This window comes from Pseudomonas sp. BIGb0164 (assembly GCF_024810135.1).
Classification (GTDB): domain Bacteria; phylum Pseudomonadota; class Gammaproteobacteria; order Pseudomonadales; family Pseudomonadaceae; genus Aquipseudomonas.
In genome coordinates this window covers 236,901-263,104 of record NZ_JANUEA010000012.1, presented here as the reverse complement: position 1 = coordinate 263,104, position 26,204 = coordinate 236,901, and the positions used below count along the sequence as shown (strand labels likewise).

At 64.8% G+C, this 26,204-nt stretch carries 18 protein-coding genes; 3 read left to right on the top strand and 15 right to left on the bottom strand.

The annotated features are described in order from the left end of the window. Positions 1 to 3: 3 nt before the first annotated feature. The 6 genes from M2394_RS28255 to M2394_RS28230 all read right to left on the bottom strand — a co-directional run bounded on the left by M2394_RS28255 (position 4) and on the right by M2394_RS28230 (position 5,707). Positions 4 to 1,308 carry an MFS transporter gene (locus M2394_RS28255; protein ID WP_259175439.1) on the bottom strand — a complete coding sequence of 435 codons (1,305 nt, stop codon included), beginning with the start codon at positions 1,306 to 1,308 and terminating at the stop codon, positions 4 to 6. A gap of 173 nt (positions 1,309 to 1,481) precedes the next feature. After that, positions 1,482 to 1,877: a 5-carboxymethyl-2-hydroxymuconate Delta-isomerase gene (locus M2394_RS28250; protein WP_178923156.1), complete on the bottom strand. Its 396-nt coding sequence runs from the start codon at positions 1,875 to 1,877 to the stop codon at positions 1,482 to 1,484. Positions 1,878 to 1,892: 15 nt separating this feature from the next. Beyond that, positions 1,893 to 2,750, bottom strand: a complete 858-nt coding sequence (gene hpaD, locus M2394_RS28245) for a 3,4-dihydroxyphenylacetate 2,3-dioxygenase (protein ID WP_178923158.1) — start codon at positions 2,748 to 2,750, stop codon at positions 1,893 to 1,895. A 58-nt stretch (positions 2,751 to 2,808) separates the two neighbouring features. Continuing rightward, complete coding sequence (gene hpaE, locus M2394_RS28240; protein ID WP_259175487.1) at positions 2,809 to 4,269, bottom strand: 5-carboxymethyl-2-hydroxymuconate semialdehyde dehydrogenase; 1,461 nt, start codon at positions 4,267 to 4,269, stop codon at positions 2,809 to 2,811. 5 nt (positions 4,270 to 4,274) lie between these two features. Beyond that, a complete protein-coding gene (locus M2394_RS28235; protein ID WP_259175435.1) occupies positions 4,275 to 5,045 on the bottom strand; it encodes a fumarylacetoacetate hydrolase family protein in 771 nt (256 codons plus the stop codon). After that, the gene (locus M2394_RS28230; protein WP_259175434.1) at positions 5,042 to 5,707 is read right to left on the bottom strand and encodes a fumarylacetoacetate hydrolase family protein; all 666 of its coding nucleotides are present in this window, start codon (positions 5,705 to 5,707) and stop codon (positions 5,042 to 5,044) included. The genes M2394_RS28235 and M2394_RS28230 overlap by 4 nt, the downstream gene beginning before the upstream one ends. Before the next feature lie 128 nt (positions 5,708 to 5,835). Here M2394_RS28230 and hpaA point away from each other — a divergent pair, with 128 nt between their 5' ends. Beyond that, a complete protein-coding gene (gene hpaA, locus M2394_RS28225) occupies positions 5,836 to 6,696 on the top strand; it encodes a 4-hydroxyphenylacetate catabolism regulatory protein HpaA (protein WP_259175431.1) in 861 nt (286 codons plus the stop codon). Here the strand turns inward: hpaA and M2394_RS28220 are convergent. Next, complete coding sequence (locus M2394_RS28220) at positions 6,623 to 8,092, bottom strand: efflux transporter outer membrane subunit (RefSeq protein WP_178923176.1); 1,470 nt, start codon at positions 8,090 to 8,092, stop codon at positions 6,623 to 6,625. The genes hpaA and M2394_RS28220 overlap by 74 nt on opposite strands. Continuing rightward, the gene (locus M2394_RS28215; protein ID WP_178923178.1) at positions 8,092 to 8,886 is read right to left on the bottom strand and encodes a helix-turn-helix transcriptional regulator; all 795 of its coding nucleotides are present in this window, start codon (positions 8,884 to 8,886) and stop codon (positions 8,092 to 8,094) included. The genes M2394_RS28220 and M2394_RS28215 overlap by 1 nt, the downstream gene beginning before the upstream one ends. Positions 8,887 to 9,367: 481 nt before the next feature. On the opposite strand from M2394_RS28215, the gene M2394_RS28210 reads away from it, so the two are divergent. After that, positions 9,368 to 15,589, top strand: coding sequence for a non-ribosomal peptide synthetase (locus M2394_RS28210; protein WP_259175429.1), 6,222 nt, complete (start codon positions 9,368 to 9,370; stop codon positions 15,587 to 15,589). A gap of 382 nt (positions 15,590 to 15,971) precedes the next feature. Here the strand turns inward: M2394_RS28210 and M2394_RS28205 are convergent, their stop codons facing one another. The 7 genes from M2394_RS28205 to M2394_RS28175 are packed head-to-tail and all read right to left on the bottom strand — an operon-like array spanning position 15,972 to position 24,757. After that, on the bottom strand, positions 15,972 to 17,084 hold the full coding sequence (locus tag M2394_RS28205) for an LLM class flavin-dependent oxidoreductase (protein WP_259175428.1): 1,113 nt from the start codon (positions 17,082 to 17,084) through the stop codon (positions 15,972 to 15,974). Position 17,085: 1 nt separating this feature from the next. After that, positions 17,086 to 18,039: an LLM class flavin-dependent oxidoreductase gene (locus tag M2394_RS28200; RefSeq protein WP_178923185.1), complete on the bottom strand. Its 954-nt coding sequence runs from the start codon at positions 18,037 to 18,039 to the stop codon at positions 17,086 to 17,088. Positions 18,040 to 18,055: 16 nt separating this feature from the next. Next, positions 18,056 to 19,033, bottom strand: coding sequence for an LLM class flavin-dependent oxidoreductase (locus M2394_RS28195; RefSeq protein ID WP_259175426.1), 978 nt, complete (start codon positions 19,031 to 19,033; stop codon positions 18,056 to 18,058). Then, positions 19,030 to 20,019 (bottom strand): LLM class flavin-dependent oxidoreductase, encoded by a 990-nt coding sequence (locus M2394_RS28190; RefSeq protein WP_259175425.1) that lies wholly within the window; start codon positions 20,017 to 20,019, stop codon positions 19,030 to 19,032. The genes M2394_RS28195 and M2394_RS28190 overlap by 4 nt, the downstream gene beginning before the upstream one ends. Then, on the bottom strand, positions 20,016 to 20,930 hold the full coding sequence (locus M2394_RS28185) for a 5'/3'-nucleotidase SurE (protein ID WP_259175424.1): 915 nt from the start codon (positions 20,928 to 20,930) through the stop codon (positions 20,016 to 20,018). The genes M2394_RS28190 and M2394_RS28185 overlap by 4 nt, the downstream gene beginning before the upstream one ends. After that, positions 20,927 to 22,264, bottom strand: a complete 1,338-nt coding sequence (locus M2394_RS28180; protein WP_259175423.1) for an LLM class flavin-dependent oxidoreductase — start codon at positions 22,262 to 22,264, stop codon at positions 20,927 to 20,929. Before M2394_RS28180 ends, M2394_RS28185 begins: the two co-directional genes overlap by 4 nt. A gap of 57 nt (positions 22,265 to 22,321) precedes the next feature. Beyond that, positions 22,322 to 24,757 carry a TonB-dependent siderophore receptor gene (locus M2394_RS28175; protein WP_259175422.1) on the bottom strand — a complete coding sequence of 812 codons (2,436 nt, stop codon included), beginning with the start codon at positions 24,755 to 24,757 and terminating at the stop codon, positions 22,322 to 22,324. A gap of 354 nt (positions 24,758 to 25,111) precedes the next feature. On the opposite strand from M2394_RS28175, the gene M2394_RS28170 reads away from it, so the two are divergent. After that, positions 25,112 to 26,110: a P1 family peptidase gene (locus tag M2394_RS28170; protein WP_178923193.1), complete on the top strand. Its 999-nt coding sequence runs from the start codon at positions 25,112 to 25,114 to the stop codon at positions 26,108 to 26,110. Positions 26,111 to 26,204: the final 94 nt, after the last annotated feature.

Sequence of the window (26,204 nt, the reverse complement as noted above, 5' to 3'; positions counted from 1 at the left end):
TCCTTAGTGTGGGTTGACGATGGCGGCGTGGGTGCGCAGCACCAGCAGGCCGCCGAGGGCGATAAACAGGGCGAGTACGTAGAGGGCCAGGCTGGCGCTCTGGGTGGCGTCGCGCATCCAGCCGATCAGGTAGGGCGCGAGGAACGCGGCGACGCTGCCGAACGAGCTGATCATGGCGATGCCGGCCGCCTGGGTGGTGTCCGATAGAAACGCCGGGGGCAGTTGCCAGAACATCGGCAATGCGGCGCTGGCGCCCATGCCGGCCACCACCAGCCCGGCCATCACCAGCAGTGGGTTGTGCGGTGCCAGGCCGGCCACGGCGATGCCGACGGCGGCCATCAGCAACGGCACGCACAGGTGCCAGCGACGTTCACGATGGCGGTCGGACGAACGCCCGCAACCGATCATGAAGAAACACCCGGCCAGGTACGGCACCGCGCTGAGCAGGCCCACCTGGCTGTCGCGGCCGATGCCGGCGCCGTGGATCAGCGTGGGCATCCAGAACGCCAGGGTATTCACCGCCAGCATCACCGCGAAATACACCGCCACCAGCAGCCACACCTGGGGGTCGCGCAGGATGCCGCCGAACGAGGTGATGGTCTTGCGCTGTTCTTCGCTGCGCAGTTGGATACTCAGTTGTCGCTTTTGCTCGGCGGTCAGCCAGTGCACCGAATCGAAACCGTCCGGCAGCCCCTTGAGCACCACCAGCCCCAGCAACACCACCGGCAGCCCTTCGATCAGGAACATCCACTGCCAGCCGCGCAGGCCTGCGACGTCATGGAAGTGTTCGAGGATCGCCCCGGACAACGGCCCGCCCAGCACGCCGGCCATGGGCACGGCGATGGCGAACAAGGCGGTGACCTGGGCGCGGCGGCGAGCCGGGTACCAGCGGTTGAGGTACACCAGGATCCCCGGGAAAAACCCGGCCTCGGCCACCCCCAGCAAAAAGCGCAGCACATAGAAACCCCGGGCGCTCTCCACCCACAGCATGCCGGTGGACAATAGGCCCCACACCATCATCAGGCTAGCGATCCAGCGCCGGGGCCCGACGCGGTCCAGCGCCAGGTTGCTGGGCACGCCGAACAGTGCGTAGGCGATGAAGAACAGGCCGGCGCCAAAGCCGTAGACCGTGTCGCTGAAGTGCAGGTCGCTGCTCATCTGCATCTTGGCAAAGCCGATGTTGATGCGGTCCAGGTGGGCGAACAGGTAGCACACCAGCAACAGGGGCATCAGGCGCCAGGTGACTAAACGATGGGTGCGGTCGTGCTCGGCCAGCACGCGGCTGGCCGTGGTGTGGGCTGTGCTCATGATGTTGTACTTTTTGTCTGAGAGGCCGTGGATATAAATCCCTGTAGGGGCTGGCTTGTTGTGGCGAGCAAGCTTGCTTGCGCTGGGGGGCGAAGCGCCCCCAAAAAGCCGGCTCCAGCTGCGCTGTCGAACGGGACGATTCGACAAGCGTCCTCGCCACAACAAGCCAGTTCCTACAAGGGGGTGTGTTGGCTCAGGAAGGCGTGCACATTGTTCTGCTTGAAGTTGAGCTGCGGGTGCAGCTCTACCATCTCGAACGACAGCGCGAGTAAGCGTTGCGCTTGTAGTTCAGCGAAGTGCGTGGTGATCACCGCAAACACCGCCTCGGCCACCGCCTGGCGCGTGGGCAGGTCGCGGCCGTGGCCGACCTTGAGGGTCATGTGCACGAAGGCGTAGTCATGCTGACCGTCGGCCATGCGCCAGGTGTCCAGGCGCACGCCACGGCTGCGGATGCCGCCCAGGGGGAACACGCCACTGTCCCCCAGCACGCGGTGGACCTTGTCAAACAGGCCGGGCAGGTCGGCCTGTGGTTCGATGTTGTCGGTGTACTCGGCGATAAAGTGCGGCATGGGTTTCTCCCAGGGTTACAGCGGGAAAATCGCGTTGATCTGGCCGGTGCCCGAGCTGCCGAACGGCGGCGTGATGATCTCGGCCGGCTTGGCGTAATCCGGCCCGCCGAGCAGCCCCAGAAGCATGGCGGTGTCGTGCATCTTGCCCTCGCCGAAGCAGTGCTCGGCGTAGTCGGGCAGCATGGCGCAGAACTCTTTGAAGCGGCCTTGCTTCCACATTTCCACCACGTGCAGGTCCACCTGCTTGTCGAATTCGCGGGTCCAGTTATGGATGTTCGCTTCGGCCTGGCGGTCGTCCGAGAAACGGTGGGACAAGGAACCGGAAGCCAGCACCAGCACCTTGCGATCACTCTTCTCGATGGCCCGGCGCACGGCGGCGCCAAACGCAAAGCTGTCTTCCAGGCGATGCCAGGCGCACCAGGCGGCGATGGAGATGACCTTGAATTTTTCATCTTCCGGCACGCCCATGTGCATGTAGCGCATGGGCACCAGGGTGCCGTATTCCAGCTCCAGGCTCGGGATGTTGTGGGCCATGCTGCGCACGCCGGCTTCGTTGGCTTCGGCGGCGATCAACTCGCCCAGCTCGGGGCAGCCGGGGTAGGCGTACTCCATGTTCTTGATGAAGTGCGGCAGCTCGTTGCTGGTGTAGGTGCCCTGGAACTGCGCGCCGCAGTTGACGTGGTAACCGCTGTTGACCAGCCAGTGCACGTCGAACACCACGGCGGTGTCGGCGCCCAGCTCACGGGCACGCCGGCCGATCTCCTTGTGCCCGGCAATCGCCGCTTCGCGACAGCCGTGATGCTTGCCGGGCAGTTCCGACAGGTACATCGACGGTACGTGGCAGATCTTCGCCGCCAGGACCACTTCGCCCATGATGATTCTCCTGAATAATTATTCTTGTGATGGTAATGAGATCCTTGTGGGAGCCGGGTTATACCCCCCACCGCGGGATGTGATGGCTGCCCATGGAAATGCACACGTTCTTGATCTCGGCAAACACTTCGAAGCTGTATTGCCCACCCTCACGGCCGGTGCCGGAGCCCTTGACCCCACCAAACGGCTGGCGCAGGTCGCGCACGTTCTGGCTGTTGATAAATACCATGCCGGCTTCGATTCCGCGCGCCAGGCGGTGGGCCTTGCCGATGTCCTGGGTCCAGATGTAGGAGGCCAGGCCGTATTCGGTGTCGTTGGCCAGTTGCAAGGCTTCGGCCTCGTCCTTGAACGGGATCAGGCACACCACTGGGCCGAAGATTTCTTCCTGGGCGATGCGCATCTTGTTGTTCACGTCGGCAAATACGGTCGGCTGGATGAACTGGCCACGGCTCAGATGCGCCGGCAGGTTGGCCGGGCGCTCCAGGCCACCGGCGAGCAGGGTGGCGCCTTCTTCGAGGCCGATCTTGATGTAGCCGGTGACCTTGTCGTAATGCGCCTGGGTGATCATCGAGCCGACCTGGGTGTTCGGGTCTTGCGGGTCGCCGACGATCAAGCGTTTGGCGCGGGCGGCAAATTCGGCGACGAACTGCGGGTAGACGCTTTCCTGGATGAAAATGCGGCTGCCGGCGGTGCAGCGCTCGCCATTCAAGGAGAAGATGGTGAACAGTGCCGCGTCGAGGGCGCGTTCCAGGTCGGCGTCTTCGAAGATCAGCACCGGCGACTTGCCGCCCAGTTCCATGGAGTACTTCTTCAAGCCCGCGGTCTGCATGATCTTCTTGCCGGTGGCGGTGCCGCCGGTAAATGAAATCGCCCGCACGTCGGGGTGACACACCAGCGCATCACCGGCCGTGGCGCCGTAGCCCTGGATCACGTTGAGCACGCCGTTGGGAATCCCGGCTTCCACCGCCAGGCGCCCCAGTTCGTTGGCAGTCAGTGGTGACAGTTCCGACATCTTCAACACCGCCGTGTTGCCCAGGGCCAGGCATGGCGCGGTCTTCCAGGTGGCGGTCATGAACGGCACGTTCCACGGCGATACCAACCCGCACACGCCTACCGGTTGGTAGAGGGTGTAGTTGAGCATCTGGTCATCCACCGGGTAGCTGTGGCCGTCCATGCGTGTGCAGACTTCGGCGAAGAAATCGAAGTTGTGCGAAGCACGGGGGATCAGCACGTTCCTGGTCTGGTGGATCGGCAGGCCGGTGTCGAGGGTTTCCAGTTCGGCCAGGTGTGGCACGTTCTGCTCGATCAGTTCACCGAGCTTGCGCATCAGGCGTGCGCGTTCCTTGGTCGGGGTGTTGGCCCACTTGGGGAACGCATTCTTGGCGGCGGCGACCGCTTGGGCGACTTCTTCTGCGCCGCCGCTGGCTACCTCACCAATGGCTTCGCCGGTGGCCGGGTTGTAGTTGATGAATACGTCTTTGCTCTCGACCTCGCGGCCGTTGATCCAGTGTTTGATCATGTCGCTCACGCCTCTTTCCGGGCGGAGAAAAAGTCCGCCTCGCTGACAATTCGGTTGACCAGGCGGCCCACGCCTTCGACTTCCACCACCACTTCATCGCCGGGCACCACATCGGCCAGGCCTTCGGGGGTGCCGGTGGCGATCATGTCGCCGGGTTGCAGGGTCATGAAGCTCGACAGGTATTCGATGAGGTAGGGGATATCGAAAATCATGTCGCGGGTGCTGCCTGCCTGGCGCAGCTCACCGTTGATCCAGGTGCGCAGGGTCAGGTTGCTCGCGTCGGGCACATCCGCCACGTCGACGATCCACGGGCCGACCGGGGTGGTGGCGTCGCGGTTTTTCACGCGCAGGTTGGGGCGGTAGTAGTTTTCCAAGTAGTCGCGGATCGCGTAGTCGTTGCACACGGTGTAGCCGGCCAGGTAGTCCAGGGCGTCGGCACTCTTGACGTTGCGCGCGGCCTTGCCGATGACCGCCACCAGCTCGCACTCGTAGTGCATGTAGGCAACGTTGTCCGGGCGCCAGGTGACCTGGCGGTGGCCGGTGTAGGTGCCGACGGATTTGATGAAGACCAGCGGTTCTGTCGGTGGGGTGAAGGCCAGTTCGGCGGCGTGGTCGGCGTAGTTCAAGCCTAGGGCGAACATGCTGCCGGTGGCCGGTGGTAGCCACTCGACCTGGTCCTCGGCGAGCAGGCGCCCGTCGCTCAGGCGCACGGCGTTGTCGGCCTCGACCGTCACGGCATGGATTTCATGTTCATAGCGGATGCGGGCGTGTTTCATGCTGGGGTCTCCGCCTGGATCTGGTTGGTCAGGCGACCTACGCCGCTGATCTCGACGTCAACCCTGTCGCCCGGCACTACATCCACGCGGCCTTCGGGCGTGCCGGTGATCAGCACGTCGCCAGGGTGCAGGGTCATGAATTCGCTGATTTCGGCGATCAACTGCGGGATGTCTCGCACCCAATTCGCGGTGGAGTTTTCCTGGCGCAGTTCACCGTTGACCCACAGTTTCAGGCTCAACTGATTGGCGTTTGCCACCTGATCACGTGGAACCAGTTGCGGCCCCAACGCGCAGAACCCATCGCGGCATTTGGCTTTGACGGCAGGGCGGTAGTAGCTGTCTTCCGGCAGGCTGAACTCGTTGACCACCACATAGCCGGCCACATGGGCCATGGCATTTTCCAGGCTGACACGGCTGGCGCGTTCGCCGATCACCACACCCAGCGCCGGGCCGGGTTGCAGGCGCTCGCCCTGTGGGTGCAACACCACACCTGCGTGCTCGTTGCGCGTATTCGGGGTCTTGATAAACAGCACCGGCTGGGTGGGCGGCTTCTGGTAGGGCGCCTGCTGGAAGGCGGCGAGATGCTGGTCCAGCAGGCCCTGGTAGTTCAGCGCAACGCCGAACAGGGTGCCGCTGGCAACATCATGCAGGGTACGGCTCATGCGTTTCTCCTGGCGGTGGCGACTGCTGCATAGGCAGTTCGTTAATGTGTTAACGTTATAATTAATATGTTAACAACCGTCAAGCATGGCAAAATCCAGGCGCACTCCAATAACAACAAGGGGGCAGCGTGCAGCCTATTCCCAACATCAACATCGGGCAGGTCTACGACCAGCGTTACAGCGACGCCGAGGTGCATTACGACAAGCTCGGCAACCTGGCGGGTTTTTTCGGGCGCAACATGCCCGTGCACCGGCATGACCGGTTTTTCCAGGTGCATTACGTGAAGAGTGGCGCGGTGCGGGTGTATCTGGATGACCGCCAGTACGTGGAATCGGGGCCGATGTTTTTTCTCACGCCGCCCACCGTGCCCCACGCCTTCGTCACCGAAGCGGACGCCGACGGCCATGTGCTGACGGTGCGCCAGCAATTGGTGTGGGCCTTGATCGACGCCGACCCCAGCCTGGCCTCCGGCGCCGCTTGTGTGGCGTTGACCGCCGGCGACCAGGGGCTGGATGCGCTGTTCGAAGACTTGAACGACGAGATCAACGCCCAGCGGCCCGGGCGCGCCGCCGCGCAGGACAGCCTCACGCGGCTGATCATGCTTCGCCTGCTGCGCCTGTGCGCCCATTCCTTGCCGTCACGCCCGACGCGGCACGAAGACCTGCGCATCTTTCATCGCTTCAACGAACTGATCGAGGCCCATTACCTGGAGCACTGGCCGCTGGCGCGCTACGCCGAGGGGATCGGCGTGACCGAGGCGCGCCTCAATGAGGTCTGCCGACGCCTGGCCGACCTGCCGTCCAAGCGCTTGATCCTGGAACGGGTGATGCAGGAAGCCAAGCGCCTGCTGCTGTTTACCGGCAGCTCGGCCAACGAGATCTGCTACCAGCTGGGGTTCAAGGACCCGGCCTATTTCAGCCGGTTTTTCCTTCGTTATGCGCAGGTGACGCCGGGGGAGTATCGGCTGCGGCAGTCGGGTTTGCGCTGACATCCCAGGCGCCGCCCAGCGCCGTGTACAGGTTCACCTCCGCCACCAGCTGCGCCAGCCGGTCGACGATCAGCGCCTGCTGGGAGGCGAACAGCGACCGCTGCGCATCGAGGAACGTCAGGTTGCTGTCGACGCCGCTGCGGTAGCGGTGCTGCGCCAGGTCGTAGTAGGCCTGGTTGGCGGCGACGAAATCACGTTGCGCGGCCAACTGGTCGTTGAAGGTCTGGCGCGCAGCGAGGCCGTCGGCGACTTCCTGGAAGGCGGTCTGGATGGACTTTTCGTACTGCGCCACGCCGATGTCTTTTTGCAGCTTCGCGTAGTCGAGGCTGGCGCGCAGGCTGCCGGCGTTGAAGATCGGCAGGTTGATCTGCGGCTGGAATGTCCAGGTGCCCGCACCGCCCTTGAACAGCCCCGACAGTTCGTTGCTGGTACTGCCGGCGTTGGCGGTCAGGCTGATCGACGGGAAGAATGCTGCCCGGGCGGCGCCGATGTTCGCGTTGGCGGCCTGCAGCTGGTATTCGGCTTGCAGGATGTCCGGGCGCCGTCGCAGCAGGTCCGACGGCAGGCCGGCCGGCACACGCGCCACCAGGTCGTCGGCCAGCGGGCGTGACGGCAGGCGCTCATCCACCGGGCCGCCAACCAGCAGCGTGAGGCTGTTGAGGTCCTGGGCCACTTGGCGTTCATAACGGGCCACGCTGGCACGGGTGCTCTCGACCGCGGTGCGGGCTTGCACTGCATCCAGCGCCGAGGCTTTGCCGGCGCTTTTGCTGCGGCGGGTCAGCTGCCAGCTGTGATCGTTGGCGACCAGCGTCTGCTGGGCCAGGGCCAGCAGTTCCTGATCAGCGCGCCAGGTCAGGTAGGCATTGGCGACGTTGGCCACCAGGCTCAATTGTGCACTGCGGCGTGCCTCTTCGGTGCCCAAGTAGGTGAGCATCGCCTGTTCACTGAGGCTGCGCACGCGGCCGAACAGGTCCAGCTCATACGCGCTGATGCCCAGGGTGGCGGAGTAGTTGGAGGTGATCGCGGGTTTGCCGGTGCCGGTGACGTCGCCCGGCAGCCGCTGGCGTTTGCCGGCCCCCGTGGCAGACACCGCCGGGAACAGGTCCGCACGCTGGATGCGGTATTGCGCCTGGAAGGCCTCCACATTCAGCGCTGCCACCCGCAGGTCGCGGTTATTGGCCAATGCGTCGCCGATCAACTGCTGCAGGGCCGGGTCGTGGAACAGTTGTCGCCAGTCCGGCGTGATTGCCACGGTGCCAGCCTGCGCCAGGCGGTAAATGCCATTCTGCGGGAACTGTGCCGGCACCGGCGCCTCGGGGCGCTGGTACTCGGGGATCAACGAACAGCCGCCAAGCATCCAGGCCAGGCCAACGCCGGTAAGGGTCAGTCTGTTCATCAGGCGCCCACCATCCATTTGGCCAGGCCATGGCGGCCGCTCACGCCCAACTTGGCGGCGGCGCGCTTGAGGTAGGTCTCGATCGAGCTGTTTTTCACGCTGAGTTTTTCCGCCATTTGCGGCACGGTGCCGCCGGTCAGCAAGCCCAGGCACACTTCCTGCTCCCGGGCCGACAGGGTGATGTCGCTGAGGGACAAGCGTTTGTAGAACTCACGTTGCAACTGTGACTGTTCCAGCAAGCGGTGCGCAGGTTCAGTGGAGGCGGGCGGCGCCTGACGCAGGATCTGTGCGTGGCGCTCCATCAACGGCAACAGCGTCTCCGACAGGCTCTTGAGAAACGACAGTTCCGCCAGGGAAAATCCGCGCTGGCCCGGCAAACGGTACAGCGAAATCACACAGCGCCGGTTGCCCTGGCGTGACACCAGGTTGCACTGGTGCGACGTGCCGCGCAGGTGCGTGCTCTTGGCCTTGGCCTTCATCTGGATCAGCAGCGGGTCCTGCATGCCGAGCATTTCCCGCAGCAGCGGGTGGTCGTTGAGCGAATGCAGTGTCTGGGACGTCGGCAGGTCCTTGTTCAGGCCCGCACTGCCCAGCAGCTTGATGTCGAGCGCGCTGTCGCGAGGTTCGTCGAGGGTCCATTCACTCAAGTCCACCAGGTGAATCGGCACCCATTTGTCCACGAGGTGCAGCATCTTGCTGGCAAATTCCTCGTGGCCGCTGGTGGAAATCAACTCGCCCATTTCGGCGTAGAAATGCGGGCTTTCCGTGTTGTTGATGCTGCGCGTCAAACTCATAGCCATCTCATCCTTGAAGTCGTACACCGTCAACGGACTCCCTGGGCCTCTGCGGGGTCGATCCGTTCCTCATGAACGTGAGTCGGCGCTCGAGATGTCATTTAGCCAGGGGATTTGTCCTACGTATGTAGTGGGAACGTGGGACACAAGCTGCCATAAAAACATCGTCATTAATTCGACGTTTCTGACGGCCTATTCCGCCGAAGAAATTTCACTCAGGGTATTTAGAGTTTTTTAACTATATGAAAAATAAAGTAAAAAATTATATGTGGGGCAAATTTGGTAAAGGTGACATCGGCCAGATATAGCCAATTTCCTACACTCATTTAATCGATTCAGCAGTGAACCATCAGCAGGCCCCGTTTCCATCCGTTTGGGTGTCCGGGTTTCGGGTGACAGACAGTCCCCCACCCCCATGCTCAAATCCGGCAATTTCGGCCTCCCTGCGCGGCCAGTGCCTGCCCCCCATGAGAAGGATCTTATGAAGCATTTCCCCAGCCTGCCGGCCAGCTTCCCCCTCACCGCTGCGCAACAGGACATCTGGCTCGACCAACTGCGTGCAGGCGACTCACCGCTGTACAACATCGGCGGTTATGTCGATTTCGCCGGCGCGGTGGTGCCTGATCGGATTCAGCGCGCCATCGAGCAGTTGGTCGCCAAGCACGACGCCTTGCGTACCCAATTGCACAGCGATGCCGATGGCCTGCCCCGGCAAACCTTCGTCAGCGAATTGCCGGTCGAAGTGGCCCTGCATGATTTTTCCGCGCTGCCCGACCCGTCGGCCGCCGCCCAGGCCTTGATGCAGGCGCATATGGCCCGGCCGTATACCATGGAGGGAGAGCCGCTGTTCCGGTTTTTCCTGGTCAAGCTCGACGACAACCACTATCGCCTGGGCACGCAAGCCCACCACCTGATCCTCGACGGCTGGGGCTTCGGCCAAATGCTGCAATCCCTGGCCCGCTTGTACACCGACCTGGAGCACGGGCGGCAACCCGAGCCGCTGGCGCCGTCCTATGTCGACTTTATCGAGGCCGACCAGCGTTACCATCAGTCGCCACGCTACGCCCGTGACCGTGCCTATTGGCTGGGCAAGTACCAGGCGCTGCCGGAGCCGTTGCTCACACCCCGGCACAGCGCGCAAACCGCCAGTAATACCCTCGTGCAAGCGTTTCCCGTGGCCTTGCTCGACCGCATGGAGCACGTGGCCAACCGTTACCAGGCGTCGGCGTTCCATGTGCTGCTGGCGGCGATGTACGTGTATTTCACCCGTACTCACCAGCGCGATGAGTGGGCAGTGGGGTTGCCAATCCTCAATCGCTCCAACGCACGGTTCCGTTCTACCGTCGGGTTGTTCACCCAGGTCAGTGCGGTGCGTTTTCAGTTCAGCGAAGCGCTGCCGTTCAGCGCCCTGGTGCGCGGTGTGCGTGACCAGCTCAAGCAGGACTTCCGCCACCAGCGCTTTCCCTTGAGCGAGATGAACCGCGAACTGGGCCTGCGCCGTGCGGATCGCGGCCAGTTGTTCGACCTGTCGGTGTCGTTCGAGCAGGACGACCATGACCTGCGCTACGGCCAGGTCCAGGCGCGGGCGGTCAAGGTGTCCAACCTGCATGAGCCGCTGCCCCTCGCCATCCACTTGCGCAGCAACCGCTACCAGGACACCGCGTGCCTGCATTGCGTTTACAACGAAGCCTATTTGCAGCACGACGAAGTCCAGGCACTGGCGCAGCGCTTTACCTGGTTGCTGGAACAGGGGCTGGAAGACACCGGGTTGAAAGTCGGCGAATTCTCCCTCGTGACGCCTGCTGAACAGGCGCTGCTGCAACGGTGGAACGCCACCGCCCAACCCAACAGTGAACCCCAGACCCTGCACGGGCGTATCGAGGCCCAGGCGGCCCGTACACCGGAGGCCATCGCGGCGATTTACCAGGGCCGGAACCTGACCTACGCCCAGCTCAATCAACAAGCCAATGCGTTGGCCCATCGCCTGCTGGAACACGGCGTGAAACCGGATGACCGCGTGGTGATCCTGGCCCGGCGCAGCCTGGAAACCCTGGTGGGGTTGCTGGCGATTCTCAAGTCCGGCGCCTGCTATGTGCCGGTGGACCCGGCGCATCCGGCCGAGCGCCTGAATTACCTGGTGCAAGACAGTGCCCCGGTGGTGGTGCTGACCCAGCACGACCTGCTGCACCGGCTGCCGGCATCGAACGTGCCGGTGATCGAACTGGACCGCCCGATCTTCCACCTGGGCAGCAACCCCCGGGTGGCCGTCACCTCGTCCAACCTGGCCTATGTGATCTACACCTCGGGCTCCACGGGCTTGCCCAAGGGCGTGATGGTCGAGCACCACACCGTGTCGAACCTGGTGGACTGGCACTGCCAGGCGTTCCACCTGCACGCCGGCAGCCACACCGCCAGCGTCGCCGGGTTCGGCTTTGACGCGATGGCCTGGGAAGTCTGGCCGGCACTGTGCGTGGGCGCGACGTTGTACCTGCCACCCGCTCACGAGGGCGCAGAAGACATCGACGCGCTACTGAGCTGGTGGCAAGCGCAGCCGCTGCACGTGTGCTTCCTGCCCACGCCCGTGGCGGAGTACGCCTTCAGCCAGCGCCTGGAACACCCGACCCTGCACACGTTGCTGATCGGCGGTGATCGCCTGCGTGCGTTCACTCGGGCGCAGACGTTTGATGTGATCAACAACTATGGGCCCACCGAGGCCACGGTGGTCGCCACGTCGGGCCGCGTGGACATCGGCCGGCCGTTGCACATTGGCGGGCCGATCGCCAATGCCCGGGTGTACCTGCTCGACGAGCAACAGCGCCCGGTGCCGCTCGGCGCGGCGGGGGAACTCTACGTAGGCGGCAAGGGGGTGGCGCGGGGTTACCTGAACCGCCCCGAACTCAGCGCCGAGCGCTTCCTCGACGACCCCTTCAACGAGGGCCGCATGTACCGCACCGGCGACCTGGCGCGCTGGCTGCCCGACGGCAACCTCGACTACCTGGGGCGCAACGATGACCAGGTGAAAATCCGTGGGGTGCGAATCGAACTGGGCGAAATCGAATCGGCCCTGACGACCCATCTCCAGGTCCAGGAAGCCGTGGTGCAGTACCGCGACGGTCAACTGCTGGCCTGGTTCGTCCCGCGTGAACCGGTGGCCATCGAAGCCCTGCGAGCTCATTTGCAGGCCACGTTGCCGGACTACATGCTGCCGGCGGCCTACATGGCACTCGATACGCTGCCGCTGACCGCCAATGGCAAACTCGACCGCAAGGCCCTGCCGGCGCCTACCCAGGAGGCCTTCGTCACCCGCCGCTATGAAGCGCCGCTCCCCGGCGTGGAAACCCTGCTGGCAGAGATCTGGGCCGAGCTGTTGCAGGTGCAGCAGATCGGTCGTCATGACCATTTCTTCGAGCTGGGCGGGCATTCGTTGCTGGCGGTGCAACTGGTGCAGCGCATGCGCCAAGTGGGGTTGCGCGCCGATGTGCAGGTGCTGTTCGGCCAGCCGACCCTGGCGGCATTGGCAGCGGCGAGTGCGGCCGGCGACGTGGAGGCAACCGAACTGGCCGGCCCGGACCCTGCCAGCCTGGCGCGCATTGTTGCGAGCATTCCCGGTGGCGCGGAAAACATACAAGACATCTACCCACTGGCCCCGTTGCAGGAAGGCTTGCTCTACCACCACATCACCGATGAACACGACCCGTATCAGCAGCAGGCCCTGTTCAGCTTTGCCCGTCGCGACCAGTTGGAGGCTTTTGCGCAAGCCCTGCAACAGGTGATCAACCGCCACGATATCCTGCGCACCAGCCTGGTCTGGGACGCGCTCGAACAACCGATGCAAGTGGTGTGGCGCACCGCGCAGTTGCGTGTCGAACCCATGGGCGAACACCCTGCGCCGCTGGACCTGCGCCAGGCGCCGCTGATGGCCCTGGACTACGCCGAAGAACCCCACGCGCAACGCTGGGTCGCGCGGCTGCGCTTCCACCATTTGGTCAATGACGCCACGTCCACCACGATCCTGATGCAGGAAATTCGTGCCCACTTGCTGGGCCAGCAGGCGCAGCTGCCGGCGCCGGTGCCGTATCGCAACGTGGTGGTGCAGGCCCGCTCACCGGCCCGGCAAGCGGCGCACGAGGGGTTTTTCCGCGAGCAGCTGGGGGACGTGGACGAGCCGACCCTGGCGTTTGGCTTGCAGGAGCGCCAGGCGGATCGGGCACAGACCGAAGAGGCTGAACACCCATTGAGCGATCAGCTCAATCAGCGCTTGCGTACCCAGGCGCGTGGCCTGGGGGTCAGCGTCGCCAGCCTGTTCCACCTGGCCTGGGCCCAAGTACTCGGCCGGGTCAGCAGTCGTGACGACGTGGTGTTCGGCACCGTGTTGCTCGGCCGCTTGCAGGCGGGTGAGGGCGCCGACCGCGCCCTGGGCATGTTCATCAACACCTTGCCCTTGCGCTTGCGGTTGGCCGGCCAGAGCGTGACCGATGCACTGCGCGACACCCACGCGCGGCTCAGCGCGTTGCTGGTCCACGAGCAGGCCTCCCTGGCCCTGGCCCAGCGTTGCAGCAGCGCCTCGCCGCTGTTCAACAGCTTGCTCAACTACCGCCACACTGATGCCGAGCGCGACTTGACCCTGGTGCCGGGCATCGCCTTGATCAGCAGCGAAGACATCCTCAGCTACCCGCTGATGCTCACCGTGGACGACACCGCCAGTGGCTTCCTGATCAAGGCCAAGGCTCCGCGTAAGGTGGGGGCCGAGCGCCTGCTGGACTACCTGGAAACCGTGCTGATCCACCTGGCGGACGCGCTGGAGCAAGCGCCGCAAACGCCATTGCGCGAGGTGCCGGTGTTGCCCGCCGGTGAACTGAACACCCTGCTGCTGGACTTCAACGCCACCGAGACCGACTACCCCGACACCCTCACCGTGCAAGCGCTGTTCGAAGCCCATGCGCGGCATACTCCCCACGCCATTGCCGTGCAGGCCGGCGAGCGGCAGCTTACTTATCGCGAACTCAATGAGCGCGCGAATCGACTCGCCTTCTACCTGCGCGAGCGCGGTGTGCAGCCGGACGCGCGGGTGGCGCTGTGCGTCGAACGCGGGCTGGACCTGGTGGTGGGCTTGCTGGCCATCCTCAAAGCCGGTGGCGCCTATGTGCCGCTGGACCCGGGCTACCCCCGCGAGCGGCTCGCCTACATGCTGCAAGACAGCCAGCCGGTGGCGCTGCTGGTGCACGCGGCGACCCGTGACCTTACGGGTGACGTATCGATCCCGGTCATCGACTTCGACCACTGCGCCTGGAGCCAGGCGCCCAGCGGCAACCCGTTGGTGCCGGGCCTGAGCGTCGCCAACCTGGCATACGTGATGTACACCTCCGGCTCCACCGGCACGCCCAAGGGCGTGATGATCGAGCATCGCGGCCTGGGCAACCTGATGCACTGGGGCTCCCGGCTGTGCCCGAACGCTGAAGGCGGGGCGTTGTTGCAGCGTGCGCCGTTCAGCTTCGACGGTTCGGTGTGGGAGCTGTTCTGGCCGCTCACCAACGGCATGCGCCTGGTGCTGGCGCGGCCCGACGGCCACCGCGAACCGGCTTACCTGGCACAGGTGATTCGCGAGCAGCAGATCACGGTGATCAAGTTCGTGCCGGCGATGTTGCAGCAGTTCCTTGAGTTGGAAGAGTCTGCCTTGTGCACCAACCTCACTGACGTGCTGTGTGGCGGTGGCGAACTCACCGAAGCCCTGGCCCGGGGCGTGCAGGCCCGCTTGCCCAACGTGCGTTTGCATAACGTCTACGGCCCGACCGAAGCCACGGTGGACAGCAGCGCCTGGACGCTGGAGCCCGGCGCGCCGGTGCCGGCGTTGCAGTTGCCGATTGGCCGAGCGATAGACAACACGCGCCTGTATGTGCTCGATGAGCACGATGCGCCAGTGCCGATGGGTGTCAGCGGCCAACTGCACATTGGTGGGGTAGGGGTTGCCCGTGGTTACCTGGGGTTGGTGCAGATGACGGCCGAGCGGTTTATCGACAGCCCGTTTGTCGAGGGCGATCGGCTGTATCGCACCGGCGACCTGGTGCGTTATCTGCCGGATGGCAACCTCGAATTCCTTGGGCGCAATGACTTCCAGGTGAAGTTGCGCGGGGTGCGCCTGGAGCTGGGGGAAATCGAGTCACGGTTGGCGGCGCACCCGGCGTTGCGCGAAGTGGCGGTGTTGATTCGGGATGAGCGCCTGGTGGCGTATTTCACCGTGCGAGGGGAGGCGCCGACGTTGGAGGCGTTGCGCACACATGTGCTGGCGCAGTTGCCCGAGTACATGGTGCCGGCGGCGTTTGTGCAGTTGGAGGCGCTGCCACTGAATCCGGCGGGCAAGCTGGACCGCAAGGCCCTGCCGGAGCCGGGGTTGGAGTCGGTGCTCAGTCGGGCTTATGAGGCGCCGGTTGGCGAGGTGGAGACCTTGATGGCGGGCATCTGGGCCGATGTCCTGAAGTTGGAGCGGGTGGGGCGGCATGACCACTTCTTCGAGTTGGGTGGGCATTCGTTGCTGGCGGTGAACTTGGTGGCTCGTTTGCGCAAGGCGGGGTTGGAGGTGGATGCGCGCACGTTGTTCAGCCAGCCGACGTTGGCGCAATTGGCGGCTTGCACGGTGGCCCAGGTGCAGCGGGTGGAAGTGCTTGAGACTGCCATTCCGCAGCTCAATCGCCGGCGTCGTATCTAAGGCCTGGCACAAACTGTAGGAGCCGGCTTGCCGGCGATGGCGGTTTGTCGGTGTACATATCCATTGCTGCGGTAACGGCTACTTAGGGTTCCGCTCTTACAGCGGGTCACTTTTGGAAGGACCCAAAAGTAACCAAAAGGTCCTCGCCCCACCACTCGGCACCTCGCCTAGGCTCGGTGTTCCCTCACTCCGGCTTGAATCCGTGGGCCGCCGCCACGCGCCATCCATGGCGCGGGGCGGCTAACCCGGCGTCCTGCCGGGTTACCCACGGATTCAAGCCTGCGTTCGGCCAGCGTGGTTGACGGGGCGCTTCAGATCAAAATCAAAAGCGACTCGCTACGCATCGTGGATGCGGTTGAGGCGCCCGACCAGACGGCAACGCTCAGGCGGTCAAGTTGCGCAACAACGGCAACACCTCCGCCCCCACATGTATCGCTTCTTCCAAATGTGGAAATCCCGACAGGATAAAACTGTCCACTCCCAACTGGTGATACTCCTCGATCCGCTCAGCCACTCGGGCATAACTGCCCACCAGCGCGGTACCCGCACCGCCACGGACCAAACCCACACCGGCCCACAGGTTGGCCGACACTTCCAGCTCTCGGGCGCCACGGCCACGGCCTTGCATCAGCTGGGTCTGGCGGTTCTGGCCTACCGATTCGTAAGCCGCCATCTGCCGCTGTGCCTGATCGATGGCGTCCTTGGGGATTTCTTGCAGCAGGCGTTCTACGTGGGCCCACGCGGCGTCGTCAGTGGGGGCGGCGAATACGTGCAGGCGCAGGCCGAAGCGCAAGGTGCGGCCCTGGGCGGCCGCCAGGTCGCGCATGCGGTGGATGCGCTCGGCGATCATCGCCGGCGGTTCGCACCACATCAGGTAGGTTTGCCCATGGGCCGCGCCCACACGTTCGGCGGCTTCGGAGGCGCCGCCGAAGTAGATCGGCGGCGCCTCGGCGCCCGGTGCAATCGGCGTATGGAGCGCGCTGCGGTAGTAGCGGCCCGGATGGGTCGGTGGTTGCCCGGCCCACACGGCCTGGAACATCTGCAGGAATTCAGCCGTGCGTGCATAGCGCTCGTCATGCTCGAGGAAATCTCCCAGGGAGCGTTGTTCAAAGCGGCTGGAGCCGGTCACCACATGCAGGGCCAGGCGGTTCTCGCTGAGCAGCTGCAAAGTGGCCGCACGGTGTGCGGTGTAGGCCGGCAACTCGGTGCCAGGCCGCAGGGTGAGCAGAAACCTCAGGCGGCGTACTTCCTGGGCCAGCACGGCGGTGATCAGCCACGGGTCCTCGAAGCCGCTGGCGGTGGGCACCATGATGCCGTCGAAACCGGCCTGTTCGGTGGCCCGCACGATCTGGCGCAGGTAGTCCAGGGTGGGCGCGCGTTCGCCTTGCTGGAACAACCCGACCTTGGGCAAGCCGCTGCTGGTGAGGTGGCGACCGTCGCCATTGGTGGGCAGGAACCAGTCGAGCTGGATCGGTGGGCGTGCGTCTGTGCTCATGCTACGGGCGCTCCTTGCGCAAGAGGGGCAGTACCTGTTCGCCAAACCGCAGCACATCGCCCACGGCCGGCCCGCCTTCGAGGATCAGCTGGTTCAAGCCCAGCCCGTGCAGTTCCTGCAGGCGCGTGGCGATCTGCTGCGGTGTGCCCACCAGGATCAGCGGTTGCCCCGGCGCGCGTTGCAGCAGGTTCGGGTGCACCTCCCATTGGCGCAATGGGTGGCGTGCGCGGGGCAGGGTGGCGAGCAGTTCGTCCGGGACGTCCGCCACGGGCAACAACGCGGCGGCGGTCTCCCAGGCCAGGTCTTCGCTGTCGCCCAGGATCAGGCCGAAGGTGCAGGCGAAACCCAGTGCGGGTTGAATCGCCCGCCAGCGCTGGATCTCCTTGGCGAGGGCCTTGGGAGCGCCAGGGGCGAGCAGGCAGGTCTGGGCGTGGGCGCTCACCAGGCTGTGGCTCTGGCTGTCGTCGAGGATCAGGCCTGGGGCGGGCAGTTCGCGACGGGCGACGCCGGCGTTTTCCAGTTGGAAATAGCGGCCCTGGTAATCCAGGCCCGCATCATCGGGCGCCAGCAACTGCTGCAGGATCTCCAGGTACTCGCCGATGCGCTCGCTGCGCTGGTCACGGTTGAGCCATTCGCCAAAGGCGCTGCGTTCGCTGTTGGGCAGGTGCAACTGCACCCGGTGGCCGCTGATCGATTGCAGGCTTTGCAAGGTCGTGGCCAGCGCGGCGGGCAGCATCACTTCGGGTGGCACGCTCACCGACAAGCGCACCCGCCGCGTGTGCGCGCACAACGCCGCCGCCACGCCCAGGCTGTCGGCGCACAGTGCACCACCGGGAATCCACAGGCCATCGAGGCCGGCGTATTCCACGGCCTGGGCCAGTTGAATCCATTGCCCCGGCCGCGCCGCCCAGTCGGGGGTACACAGGGGCATCAGCCAGCTGAATTCGAGGGGCATGCATAAGCTCCGTCAGTCATCGTCTTTTCCAACCCAAGGCCGGGGCGATGTCCCGGGCAATCGTTTCCAGGCGCTTGAGGATCTGCGCCTGGGTCGAGCTTTCCGCCTGGACCACGGCGATCACGTAATCAGCATAAGGCAGCAGGGCAGGATCCTGTTGCAAGCTTTCGATCACTTCATCGGGATGGCCGTGGTGCACATTCATCAGGCGCAAATGGGCCTGCAGGTCCACCGCCTCATCGATCAGGCCTTCACGTTGCAGGCGCGGGATATGTCGCTCGATGTCCACCGCCAGTTCGGCCTGGGCGTCGGCGCGGCTGGACGCCGGGAAAATCGCACGGACCACGCCGATACGTGGCGCGCGGTCCGTGCGCGACCACGCCTGCAAGTAAGCCTCGGCCAGTGGTTTTTGCACGGTGAGTGGGTCGTGGGTCGCGGTGCCCAGCAGCAGGCCATTGCCTTGTCGGGCCGTGTAGACCGCACCGTCGGTGCTGCCATGGGAATGCCACAGGCGCTCCCCCAGGCGAGGCGCGGGAGGTTGCAGGGTCAATTCACCGGCGAGCGGCTGGCCGGCCAGCAGGTGCTGCAAGCGTTGCTGATGCTCGGCAAATTCCACTTGGCGCTGGGTAGCGTCACGGTCAAACGCACTGAAGTTATCCAGGTTCGCGCCGCCGCTGCCCAGGCCCAATTGCACTCGGCCGCCACTCAATGCGTCGAGCACGCTGGCGTCTTCGGCCAGGCGGATCGGGTCTTCAAATGGCAGCACAATCACCCCGGTGCCCAGTTCGATCCGCTGGGTACGCTCGGCCACCGCCGCCAGCAGCACCAGTGGTGACGGCAGCCGACCAAAGCCGTTGCTCAGGTGGTGCTGGGCGATCCAGCCGCCGTCGAAGCCCAGCGCCTCGGCGACTTCGAATTGTTCGATCAGGTCGCGGTAGAGCTGCTGCGGGTCGTCGCCAAAGGCGTGGCTGAGAAAGCCCAGTTTGAAGGTCATGACAGGGCTCCTGAGGGCCGGGCCGGTTGCCAGCCCAGGGCGGGGGCGATGTGTTCGCGCAGGGTTTCCAGGGCGCGGATGGCGTCGCGCAGCGGTGTGCTGACGGTCTGCACTTGCAGGATCAGGTGATCGTGGGCCGTCAATGCGGGGCCTTGCTGCAACTGCTCGACGATGCGCTCCACCGGGCCATGCAGGATGCCCAGGCGTTCGAGCGTGGTGTCGAAGTTGTCGTCAAGCGCGCCCTTGAACACGCCGAGGCGTTGCTGGCGATCCACATAAGCCAGGATGTCGCGGCGCGTGGCGTCGCCGGGCGACGGGAACAGCGCCTGCACCCGCACAACGCGGGCCGGTGTGCCGTTGTCGCCGGTCCAGGCCTTGCGGTAGCGGTCCACCAGTTCCACGCCAGCGTGTGCCGGCAGGTGGGGGTTGGGGGCCATGATCAGGCCGTGGCCACGCTCCGCCACCCGTTCCACCCGTGAGGTGGCTTCCCACACGCGGTGGCTCAGGCCATTGGCCCGTGGCAGCAGGCGCGCCCCGTTATCGGCCAGTGGCGCGTTGCCCAGGGCACGGAGCAACTGTTGCAGGTGCTGCTCGTAATCCCGGTGCCTTGCTTCATGCTCGCGGCCGAAGGCCAGGAACGTCTCGGGATCAAACCCCGCGCCAAGGCCCAGCTCCAGGCGGCCGTTGCAGAGCAGGTCCAGCACCGCCGCGTCTTCGGCCAGGCGCAGCGGGGCTTCCTGGGGCAGCACGATAATCCCTGTGCCCAGGCTGATGCGCTGCGTGTGCTGGGCAATCGCGGCGAGCAACACCAGGGGCGAGGGCAGGCGCCCCTGCTCACTGGCGAAATGGTGTTGTGCGACCCAGCCACTGTCGAAGCCCAGTTCTTCGGCGACCTTGAACAGCGCCAGGGTGTCGCGGTAAACCTTGGGATCAGCGCTGGGGCTGTAGACCCGGCTGAGGAACCCCAAGGAAAAGCCAGTGCTCATGGTGTCAGCTCCCGGGTCAATTGTTTTTGCAGGGCGGGGCCGGCATTGAGGGATTCCGGCAGGCCGCTGAACGGGCTGATGGTCAGGTAGCCTTTGTTCAGCCACACCGCTTCATCATGCTGTTGTGCGGCGGTGGCAGCAGGGCTGTACTGGAACCCGATGCCAGGCTTCCCAGGCAGGTTGAACCGCTTGAGGTCGTCGGTGTACAGCGCTTCAAACCCCACGTAGCTGCCGATCCGCGTGAGTTTCACGCCCTTGGGCTGCGGCTCTTTGGGCAGGTTGATATTCAGGCCCAGGCCGGCCGGCAGCAGGGCGCCATTGGGTTGGCGATGGCGGTCGAGGGCGTGTACCAGCTTCGCCACCCACCGGGCGACGCGCTGTGGGTTTTGTTCTTTCAGGTCGGTACTCACCGCCAGCGCCGGGATGCCCGCCTGGACCGCCGCACTGGCAGCGTTGAACGTGCCCGACGCCAGGTTAATTGCGCCCAGGTTATTGCCGGGGTTGGGGCCGACGATGACCAGGTCGGGGTGGGGCAGGACTTTTTTCAGGCCCATCAGCAGTGCCATCACCGGGGTGCCGCTGATTTCGATCTGCACGGCCTTGCCGGCGCACTCAGGGCTTTGGCACACGCCGTTTTCGTGGGTGCTGATGTAGTAACTGTCAGGGTAGGCGGGGTCGCTGTCGCGGCCCACGCTGACTTCACGGCCAAAGAAGAACGCGCCACCGCGTGCGCTCTGGTCGCTCTGCGGCGCGGCGATCCGCACGGTATGCCCCTGGGCCTTGAGCTCGGTGTACAAGGCGCGAATATTCGGGTGCTGATAGCCGTCGTCATTGGTCAGCAGGATGTTCAAGGCAAAGGCTTTGCACGCGAACACACTGCCGCAGGCCAGCATCCATGCGCTGCGTTTCATGCAGGAGCCCCCGTCGTAAAACGATTGGCGGGGCGTGGCAGGCCCAGGTTTTCGCGCAAGGTGGTGCCTTCGTAGGCTTCGCGAAACAGCCCGCGCGCCTGCAACAGCGGGATCACGCGCTCTACAAACAGATCGATGGCGCCGGGGAAATACGGGAAGAACACGTTGAAACCATCGCAGGCCCGCCCCTGGAACCATGCTTCGAAGTGGTCGGCCACGTCTTCGGCCGTACCAATCACCGGGTTGCCACCGGCCAGGCGCAGGTACAGCTGGCGGATGCTCAGGTTTTCCTTGCGCGCCAGTTCCAGCACTTTGTCACGCCGGCTGCCGCGTTGGCCGACCGGCGTCTCGGGCAGCGGGCCGTCGAGGTCATGGCCTGACAGGTCGATGTCATCGCCCAGGGTGTCCGCCAGCAGGCGCAGGCCCAGCACTGGGTCGATCAGCGCCTGGAATTCTTCGAAGAGTGCCTGGGCCTGTTCACGGGTGTCGGCGATGAAGGGGGTGATGCCCGGCAGGATCTTGATGTGGTCCGGGTCGCGGCCGAAGGCGGCGGCGCGTTGTTTGATGTCTTGGTAAAACGCCTGGGCGCTCTCTACGTCATGGGCATGGGCAAAGATCAGCTCGGCCACTCGGGCCGCGAGGTTCTTACCCGGTTCCGATGCACCGGCCTGCACCAGCACCGGGTGGCCCTGGGGCGAGCGCGCCACGTTGAGCGGGCCACGCACCGAGAAATGCTCGCCGCGATGATTGAGGGTGTGCAATTTGGCTGGGTCGAAATACTCGCCGCTGGCTTTGTCGCGGGTGAAGGCGTCGTCGTCCCAACTGTCCCACAGGTCCTTGACCACATCGTGGAATTCTTCGGCGCGCTGGTAGCGATCGCCGTGATCCACATGGTTTTCGCGGCCGAAATTCCAGGCTTCATCCGAGACCACCGAGGTCACCAGGTTCCAGGCCGCGCGGCCCTTGGACAGGTGGTCGAGGGACGCGAATTTGCGCGCGATGTGGTAGGGCTCGTTGTAAGTGGTGGTGGCCGTAGCGATCAGGCCAATGTGCCGGGTGACGGCGGCCAGGGCCGACATCAGGGTCAGGGGCTCGAAATGCTCGGCGCGCGCCGTGCGGCTCAAGGCATCGTGGTGATGCCCCCACAGCGCGACCACGTCGGCGATGAACAACGCATCGAACTTGCCGCGCTCGGCGGTCTGGGCGATGTGCTTGAAGTGCTCGAAATCCAGGCTGGCATCCGCCTGGGCCAAGGGGTGGCGCCAGGCAGCGACATGGTGGCCGCTGTTGGCGAGAAACGCCCCCAGCTTGAGTTGATCGGTGCGGCGGGTCATGAGCAGGCTCCTATTCAAGTCAGGCACGGGGCTGGCGAACCGGCCCCGTGCGCCGGGTCAGAAGTTGTAGGTCACGCCGGTGTACCAGTAGCCGCCGGTGGTGCCGTAGGGCGAGAAGTTGCCGTAGGGGAAACCGCCCGAACTGCTGGCCAGGTCGGTGCGTTCCGGGTACTTGTTGAACAGGTTGTTGGCGCCGGCATTCAGGGTGACGGCCTTGGTCAGGTGGTAGTCGATGTTCAGGTCGGTGATCCACGCCGGCGAGAAGGTGCGGTCGTAGATCTCGGCGGTGCCGTACTGGGTGTACTCGCCGTAGCGCGTCAGGTTGAGGGCCACTTCCAGTTTGTCGTAGGTCCAGGTGGTGCCCAGCAGCAACTTGGATTGCGGCAGGCCGTACTTGAGGTTGCCCTGGCGCTGGCGGTCATAGCCGCCATCCGGGCCGAGTGCCTGTGCGGCAACGGCGGAGGCGTGGATGTCGTCGATCTGAGTGGTGTTCCAGTTGAAGCCCGCCGAGTACTTCAGGCTGCCCCAGGCACCGATGTCCTGGCGGTAGTCGCCGACCAGGTCAACGCCACGGGTGGTGGTGTCCAGGGCGTTGGTGAAGTAGGTGACGGCCTGGTTCGGGTTGAGCCCGGCAGTTGCGAGGATCGCGTTGATCTGTGCGGTGCCGCCGAGGTAGCCGGTCTGGGCGATGCGGTCCTTGATCTTGATCTGGTACGCATCCAGGGTGATGTTGGTGGCATCGGTGGGTTGCAGGGTGAAGCCGACGCTGAAGTTGGTGGATTTTTCCGGCTTGAGCTTGCTCGCGCCCAAGGCTTTGGCCACGTCGGAGTCGACCGCCACGTTGCGGTAGTCGAACAGTTGGCCGTTGACGCTGGTCTGCGAGGTGGCGCTGTAGATCTGCTGGGCCAGGGACGGCGCACGGAAGCCCGTGCTGACGGTGCCGCGCACGGCCAGGATCGGAGTCAACTGGTAACGGGTGGAGAACTTGCCATTGGTGGTGGTGCCGGAGCCGTCGTTGTAATGCTCGTAGCGACCGGCCAGGTCCACGTGCCACTTGTCGGTGAAGTCCTGCCCGATTTCACCGTAGCCGGCCAGGCTGGTGCGGCTTTTCTGCGCGGCATCGGCCGGGGTGGTGCCGGCGCCGGAAATGGTGCCGGGTGGGATCAGGGCGCCGTTGGCGCCGGTGCTGAACGGCCCGCTGGCGTAGGAGGCGAGGTCGCCCTTGCCGATCTTGTAGTCCTCGTAGCGTTGTTCCAGGCCCCAGGAAATCTGGGTCGGCTTGTACAAGCCGAGGTCAAAGGCGCGGGTCAGGTCGAGGTTGTTGGTCCACTGGCTGAAGGTTTTCACGCCGGTGTCCACCGAGGTCGGCGACGTCGGGCCGTAGCTCAGGTTGTAGGTGTCGGTGAGCGTGGCGCGGGCATGGTCCTGGCCGAAGGTGCTGGACAGGTCGTAGTCCCAACCGGCGGCCTTGCCTTTGCCGCCGAACGCGACCTGGAAGTCTTCCTCGATGAACCGCAGGTTGTCTTCGATGCCTTCCGGGTACGGCGTCTGGATACCGTTGAAGCTCGATGGCTGGTGGAAGGCCAGGGGTTTTTCCGAGTTGCGGTGGGTGTAGGTCGAGAACGAATACAGGGTCAGCGCGTCATCCACCGGCAGCTCGGCGTTGTAGCCCAGGCTGAAGTTTTTCGCCTCGGGCAGGCCGGTGCCGTAGTAGGTGTGTCGCTGGCTGGTGTTGCCGGCGGAGTCGGTGTACGGCGCATTGTCGGAGCGATCGGAGACGTTTTGCTTCTTCGCGTCCAGGGCCAGGTTGATAAAGCCGTCGTTGGGCAGGGCCAGGCCAACGTTGCCGGTCTGGCGCACGGTTTCGCCGTCACCGTTTTCATAGTTCTGGCCGTAGCTGGTGGACAGGCTGCCACCGTGGTCGGTCTGCTTGAGCACCACGTTGACCACGCCGCCGATGGCGTCCGAGCCGTACTGGGCCGAGGCGCCGTCGCGCAGCACTTCGACGTGATCCACCAGGGCGGTGGGGATCATGTCGAGGTCCACCGGCTGCGAGCCGGAGTTGAGGTAGGTGCCGTTGTTCAGCAGTGCGCTGTTGTGACGGCGCTTGCCGTTGACCAGCACCAACACCTGGTCGCCATTGAGGCCACGCAGGCTGATGGGGCGCACCACCGAGGTGGAACCGAAGCCTGACGACGCCGGCTGGTTGAGCGACGGCAGCACTTTGCTCAAGGCGCGGGTCAGGTCACCTTGCCCGGTGGCCAGCAGTTGCTTGGAAGAAATCACATCCACCGGCGCCGGGCTCTCGGCCAGGGTACGCGCCTGGCCACGGTTGCCGATCACCACCACGGTGTCCAGCGGGTTGTCGCTGGCCGGGGCGTCGGCGGCGAGGGCCAGGCTGCTGTAGCTGGCCGCCTCGCACAGGGCGATAAATAACAGGGTATGGGCGAAGGCCTTGCCGGGTCGGCTGCCGGCGGCGCGTGATGCATTCATGATGGGAAACACTCCAGTTGGTTAAGGCGTTGGGCCTTGATCGAGGTCGGCTTGTTGGGTTCAAGCTCTGGTGAGAGGCTGGAGAGCAAAGGCTGTGCCATCGTAAAAATATTATTAAAAACAACAGGTTATTAGATGTGTGTGGGGCTGGTTGGTGTTTTTCTAACAACGCCATCAACAGGCTGCTGATTTTCCTACAGCCCCCACCCCCCCTGTAGGAGCCGGCTTGCCGGCGATGAGGCCTCCCGACCTAGCACACGCTATCGCCGGCAAGCCGGCTCCTACGGAGAACGGTGATTGGCATAGCCCTTGCTGCCTTCGGGCCAGACCTCAACCCAAGGAAGCTTTTTTTGTATGCCTAGACCCGGCCCGCGCAACGCCCTCACCGATATCCCAGGCCTCACGGTTGGCCACGCCACGGACCTGCACGTCGACACCGGCGTCACGGTGATCCGCCCCGATGGTTTCTGGACCGCCAGCATCGACATTCGCGGCGGCGGCCCAGGCGGGCGGGAAACCGCTGCGCTGGAGCCGGAAAATATGGTCGGCCAACTCCACGCGCTGGTGTTCGCCGGTGGCTCGGTATTCGGCCTGGGCGCGGCGGATGCCGTGGCGGCGAAACTCTCCCAGGCGCAGGTGGGCCTGCACCTCAAGCCCGGTGCGCCGGCCATCCCCATCGTGCCCGCAGCGGTGCTGCATGACCTGGCCAACGGTGGCGACAAAGACTGGGGCCTGGAGCCGCCTTACCGACGCCTGGGCTTTGAGGCGCTGGCCAATGCCCGCGAGGATTTTGAGCTGGGTTCGGTGGGTGCCGGCCGTGGCGCCATGGCCGGGGTGTTGAAAGGCGGGCTGGGCACTGCCTCCCTGGACCTGGGCGACGGGCTGGTGGTTGCCGCCCTGGTGGTCGCCAACCCCATCGGCTCGGTGTACATGCCCGACGGCCAAACCTTCTGGGCCTGGCCCTGGGAAGTGGCGGGGGAGTTCGGTGGCCAGCGGCCGCAAGCGGAGATGGATTGCAGCGACCCGATGCCGGAGCTGTCGCGCCTCGATTCAATGGGCCGCCTGCAAGCTGGCGCCAACACCACGCTGGTGGTGGTGGCCTGCACGGCGCAATTAACCGTGGCCGAATGCAAGCGCGTGGCGATCATGGCCCAGGACGGCATCGCGCGCGCGGTGCGGCCGGCGCATTTGCCGTTTGATGGCGACACAGTGTTTGCCCTGGCCTCGGCGGCGGTGGCCTTGACCGACGGGCCACGGCGGCAAGTGGAAATCGGCCGGATTGGCGCCGCAGCGGCCGATTGTGTGGCGCGCGGGATTGCGCGCGGCGTATTTGCTGCCCGCCAACCCCTGTAGGCGCCGGCTTGCCGGCGATGGCGGTGTGTCAGCCCGCTTATCTGGCACTGATACACCGCTATCGCAGGCAAGCCAGCTCCCACATTTGGATCTC